Source organism: Methyloceanibacter sp. (assembly GCF_050728395.1).
Classification (GTDB): Bacteria; Pseudomonadota; Alphaproteobacteria; order Rhizobiales; family Methyloligellaceae; genus Methyloceanibacter.
This window is the reverse complement of sequence record NZ_JBOHJB010000136.1, coordinates 1-5,823: the sequence shown is the minus strand read 5'-3', so window position 1 is coordinate 5,823 and position 5,823 is coordinate 1. Positions and strand designations below refer to the sequence as shown.

Sequence of the window (5,823 nt, the reverse complement as noted above, 5' to 3'; positions counted from 1 at the left end):
CGCAAAGCCTTTCCGCTTTGCGGTCGGGTGAGGGGGTTTTGGAGTCGATGATTGAGAGGGCGGCCCCCCCTCACCCCACCCTCTCCCCGGCGGGGAGAGGGGGAATGGTACGGCGAAAGGCGTCTTGACTCTCAGGCTCCCAGGCAAGATATAAGGAGTTCTTTATATCTTTATCAGCGAGAAAGCAGCGGAGACGGCATGAACTACCACGTCAAGGACATTGGGCTGGCCTCCTGGGGCCGCAAGGAAATCGACATCGCCGAGACCGAAATGCCGGGACTCATGGCGGTGCGCGAGGAATACGCCGCGAAGAAGCCGCTTAAGGCTGCGCGCATCGCCGGCTCGCTGCACATGACCATCCAAACCGCGGTGCTGATCGAGACGCTGAAAGCGCTCGGCGCCGATCTCCGCTGGGCCTCCTGCAACATCTATTCGACGCAAGACCATGCCGCCGCGGCCATCGCTGCCACCGGCGTGCCCGTGTTCGCCTTCAAGGGCGAGAGCCTCGAGGATTATTGGGAGTACACCCACAACATCTTCGAATGGGACGACGGCGGCACGCCGAACATGATCCTTGACGATGGCGGCGACGCCACGCTGCTGATCCATCTCGGCGTCAAGGCCGAGAAGGGCGACACCGCGTTCCTCGACAAGGCCACTAACGAAGAGGAAGAGGTGCTGTTCGCCGCCATCAAGAAGCGGCTGAAGACAAAGCCGGGCTGGTACTCCGAGATCGCCAAGAACATCCGCGGCGTGACCGAGGAGACCACCACGGGCGTCCATCGCCTCTACGAGATGCAGAAGAAGGGCACGCTGCTGTTCCCGGCGATCAACGTCAATGACAGCGTGACCAAGTCCAAATTCGACAATCTCTATGGCTGCCGCGAGAGCCTGGTCGACGGCATCCGCCGCGGCACCGACGTGATGATGGCGGGCAAGGTGGCCATGGTCGCTGGCTTTGGCGATGTCGGCAAGGGCTCTGCCGCCAGCTTGCGCAACGCCGGCTGCCGCGTGCTGGTCGCCGAAGTCGATCCGATCTGCGCGCTGCAGGCGGCGATGGAGGGCTATGAGGTGACCACCATGGAGGACGCCTCCCCCCGCGCCGACATCTTCGTCACCGCTACCGGCAACAAGGACGTCATCACCATCGACCATATGCGGGCGATGAAGGACCGCGCCATCGTCTGCAATATCGGCCACTTCGATTCGGAGATTCAGGTCGCGGCCTTGCGCAACATGAAATGGGAGAATGTGAAGCCGCAGGTCGACGAGATCGAGTTCCCCGACGGCAAGCGCATCATCCTCTTGTCGGAGGGGCGGCTGGTCAATCTCGGCAACGCCATGGGCCATCCGAGCTTCGTGATGAGCGCGTCCTTCACCAACCAGACGCTCGCCCAGATCGAGCTGTGGACCAACCCGAAGGCCTACAAGAAGGAGGTCTACACCCTGCCGAAGCAGCTCGATGAGAAGGTGGCGCGGCTGCATCTCGGCAAGGTCGGCGCCAAGCTCACCAGGCTCACGGACGAGCAGGCCGACTATATCGGCGTGCCGGCGGAAGGCCCCTACAAGCCCGACTACTACCGGTACTGAGCGTGCCTCGCAGAATCAAGCAATTGCCGCGATGAATTCGCAGGCAGTTCTGACGCTCGCCAAGCCTGCACCAGTGGCAAGGTCAGGACCGACTGCAGCCTTATCACCCATCGCCGTCTTGCCGGTGCTTATATCCGTGGAGGTTTTGGTCAGGGCCACACGGGCCTGGTCGGCAGTCACGCTCTTGCGAATCGACTTCAACAGCGCAATGGCTCCGGCAAGTTGCGGACAAGCCGCAGATGTCCCGGAAAAGATGCCCCAGCCAGTTTTCTTTTGCTTTGAGGTGAAGTTTTCGCCGTCCAGCTCGCTTTCGGGCGGAACTGGCAGCATGATGTGGTGGGGCATTGGCTTTGCGCTGGCGGCGCCGACAATGCCGCAAAGGTCTGGAACTTTGCGGCCAGGATAGATTTTGCTCTGAAATGAGCTTGCATAGCCTGATGCTTCGAGTGAGCCATCTTCTCGCACGGTTACGCCGCCCGCGGCGATCACTTGAGGCATAGATCCGGGAAATGCGTGATGCCCATTGCCGGCGGAGAACACAACAATGATCCCAGCCTGAATTGCGTTGGAGAGAATCGTTTCGATATCGACTAGCTCGCTAAAGAAATTAGGATCCTGCGACTTGAGCTGGTCGCGTGAGACTGTGTCGACATCGAAGCCCCAGGAATTCGACATGACATCGGGTTCGAGTGCGATGGCGGCCTCCAGTGAGGTTGCTGCACTGGGACCGCTCTTGACGCCATACACAGTGCAATCGGGCGCGATGGTGAAGATATTGGCGCATTCGCCGGTGCCATGCCCACTGTCATCTTGATCAGGCTTTCCTGCTCCAGGCGAGGCCGATGGGATAAGCTTGTAGCCGTTCGCCGCAAAGAAGGGATGTGCGTAGAAGCCGCTGTCAACCATGGCGACCTTGATGCCGGCGCCGGTCCATTTCTGCCGGTGTGCCCGCGGCGCATTCAATATGGCACAGACATCTTCGAGCCGAAGGTGGGCAACACACTCGGACGGCGGACGGGCGGACGGACCATAAAATTCGATCGGCCGAGGCAGATAGGCAAACTCGATCGTCTCCTTGAGCGCATCAGGCACCTGCAAAGGTTGCTCCGGCACGAGAAACTTCTCGCTCGCGGTCAAGCGGAATTTATCCCGATTCGAGTATTCGCCCTGGCGCAAGGATGCACCGAACAATTGCGTAAAATCCTTACGTCCCACCGTTACTTCAAGGCGGTCTTTTTCTGTCGGCACGACTTCAACATTCGGATGCTCGGCAAAAAAGCTCAGTGCGGAACGCGCACGGCGTGGATCGGGAGCGAATTCTTGCGGTTTGGCTCTAACCGATTCGAGGGCGAAATCCAGCCTCGGTGCCGCGCTGCGAGTCTTCGGAACCAAACGGACGACAAGCTCCTGCGCCATCACGCCCTCCCGCAAGTATGTTGTTAGAAGTAGATCGGCTCCCTAGGAAAATAAGCCCTGTAGGTCGCGTTGCTGGGCAAGCGACCGAAATGCGGCTCTCCGTAAAATTGTGGGACCTCCCTACTAAAATCAATACGTGTATTGAAAAATTGTTCTATGCGAGATCGTGGGCCGGAGACCATGAGCCCCCGCGGCGAAACATGATCGACTTTCAGCCCCATCTCGGAAAGTCTCTGTGCCGCCCCCGTTGCAGCCTCAGCGTTTGGGGTATCCAGCGCAATGCGCAATGACAAAACAGGATCGCCTTGACCAGACATGAGTGGATCTCTCCGCCAGCGCCGCTGGCAGTGGCCATGATAGCAAATTTACATACTGCCGCGCGGTGCACCTGATCGTACGAGCCGCGCATCCATTCGGAGCTTGGCCCTCGAAAAAGCTACGGAACTCGGCAAATACGACAGCATCTTAACGCCGGTCACGCACGGTCGGCGCTGTCATCGTCGCGGCAAGGCCGGCGCGCAACGTGCGTGCCACAGTGGGCAAGAGTCGCCGATGTGAGTAAGCTAGTGTGATTCGCCTTCAAGGCTCGCGAGGGCACGCGCGCCGGCGCGCGCTCAAGTCTGTGGCAGCGTTCAAGCACGATTGAGCGCGGGGGCCATGGGCGGAGTGTGGGGGGCACGAGGGACCATGGGCACGAGGAGCGAGGCTGCACCGCTTTTGACGCGGAAGCTTGCGCGCCTTGGCTTGTGCTTGGCGGTGGCGATCGCCCTGCCCTCGCTTGGCCATGCGGCCGAGCCGCTGGTGCCGCTGAGTGGGGTGTATGACACCCGCATCCTGCTCACGCTCGGCATTACCCTTGGCATCATCGCCTTTTCCATCGGCAGCGCGCTCGCCTGCCTTAGGGCGACTCAGGCTGCCTTAAGGGCGCGCGACGCGGCGACGCTGGAGGCCGAGCGCTACCGGGCAAGCGAGGGCATGCTCGAGACCATCCTTTCGGCCGAGCCGCAGGTGCTGTTGACCTGGACCGCCGAGGGCGGCCCTCGCGTGCATGCTGCGAGCCTGCCGCACGGGCTTGGCGTTCCCGCTGAGCCAAACCGCCTGCTGCGCTTCGAGGAGTGGCTCGACGAGGCATCCGCCGCCGAGCTGACCAATTCCATGCAGGCTTTGGCCGACCGCGGCGAGGCCTTCAACCTCATGCTGAGGACCGAGCGGCAGAGACATGTTGAGGTCGACGGCCGCGCCGCGGGCGGCATGATCATGCTGAAGGTGCGCGACGTTGCCGGCCAGCGGCTCGAGCTTGCCGGCCTTGGCGAACAGCACCGGAAGCTTGACACCGAAGTTGCCTCGCTGCGCGCTTTGCTCGACGCCCAGACCAAAGCCGGCGACCGGCGCGACCCCAAGGGCAGGGCCTCGGTCGAGGCGCGGTTCCGCAGCTTCGATCGCCTCGCCACGGCCTTCGCCGTGTTCGACGCCGACCAGCGGCTCGCCCATTTCAACCAGGCCTATGTCGATTTCTGGCAGCTCGATCCGGCGCTGCTCGCCGCCCGCCCGCGCGATGGCGAGATCCTCGACCGCTTGCGGCAATCGCGGGCCCTCCCCGAAAAGGCCGATTACCGGGAATGGAAAAAGAGCTGGCTGTCGGCCTACGGCAACAACTCGCAGCGGGAAGATCAATGGCATTTGCCAGACGGGCGGACGCTGCATGTCGTTGCCGACAGCGCGGCGGAAGGCGGCGTCACCTATCTCTATGAGAATGTCACCGAGAGGCTGGCTCTGGAGAGCCGCTACAACGCACTGATCCATGTGCAACGCGAGACGCTGGACACACTGCGCGAGGGCGTGGCGGTATTCGGCCCGAACGGGCGCCTGCGTCTGCACAACCGCGCCTTCGCTTCGATCTGGCGACTGAGCCCGGCGCTGCTCGGCAGCGAGCCGCATATCGACGACCTCATTTTCGCCTGCCGCCCCCTCTTTGACGACGCCCAGGAATGGGAGCGCACCAAGGCTGCGGTCACCGCCATCTTCTCCGAGCGGCGTTCCTACGAGAGCCAGTTCGACCGGCCTGACGGCACGGTCATCGCCTGCGCTGCGCTGCCGCTCCCCGACGGCGGCACGCTTCTGACCTATAGCGACGTGACCGACTCAAAACGCGTCGAACGGGCGCTGATCGAGCGCAACGAGGCGCTGGAGACCGCGAGCAGGGTCAAGAGCGCCTTCGTCAGCCACGTCTCTTACGAGCTGCGCACGCCGCTCACCAATATCATCGGCTTCACGGAGCTGCTGGCGAGCCCCTCGACCGGCGCCATGAGCGAAAAGCAACGGGAGTATCTCAGCGACATCCGCACCTCGGGGCAGACGCTGCTCGCCATCATCGACGACATCCTCGATCTCGCCACCATCGACGCCGGCACCTTCGAGCTCAAGCTCGCGCCGGTCGAAGTGCGTGGCGTCATCGACGCTGCGGTGTTGGGGCTTCGCGAGAGGCTGAAGCAGAACCGCATCGAGCTCGACATCAGGATCGAACCTGGCATCGATGAATTTGTCGCCGACGGTCCTCGCGTGACCCAGATCCTGTATAATCTCCTCGCCAATGCCATCGGCTTCTCAAGCCCTGGGAGCAGAATCGTGCTGTCGTGTGCCCACGAAGATGACAAGCTTGCCTTCACCGTCGAGGACGAAGGCTGCGGCATTCCGGACGAGTATCAGGCCTCGGTGTTCGAACGCTTCGAAAGCCGCGCCAATGGATCGGGCCATCGCGGCGCCGGCCTAGGCCTCTCCATCGTCAAGAACCTGGTCGAGATGCATGGCGGCGAGGTG

Annotated in this window: 3 protein-coding genes; 2 read left to right on the top strand and 1 reads right to left on the bottom strand. The window is 62.1% G+C overall.

Going from position 1 to position 5,823, the window contains the following annotated elements; genetic code table 11:
• Nucleotides 1-198: 198 nt before the first annotated feature.
• Nucleotides 199-1,590, top strand: a complete 1,392-nt coding sequence (ahcY, locus tag ACREC7_RS15440; protein WP_431556583.1) for an adenosylhomocysteinase — start codon at nt 199-201, stop codon at nt 1,588-1,590.
• A gap of 15 nt (nt 1,591-1,605) precedes the next feature.
• On the opposite strand, the gene ACREC7_RS15435 is transcribed toward ahcY, so the two are convergent.
• Nucleotides 1,606-3,006 (bottom strand): S8 family serine peptidase, encoded by a 1,401-nt coding sequence (locus tag ACREC7_RS15435; RefSeq protein ID WP_431556582.1) that lies wholly within the window; start codon nt 3,004-3,006, stop codon nt 1,606-1,608.
• A 687-nt stretch (nt 3,007-3,693) separates the two neighbouring features.
• Between ACREC7_RS15435 and ACREC7_RS15430 the strand changes: the two genes are divergently transcribed.
• A partial coding sequence (locus ACREC7_RS15430) for a PAS-domain containing protein (protein ID WP_431556581.1) occupies nt 3,694-5,823 on the top strand: 2,130 nt, incomplete at its 3' end.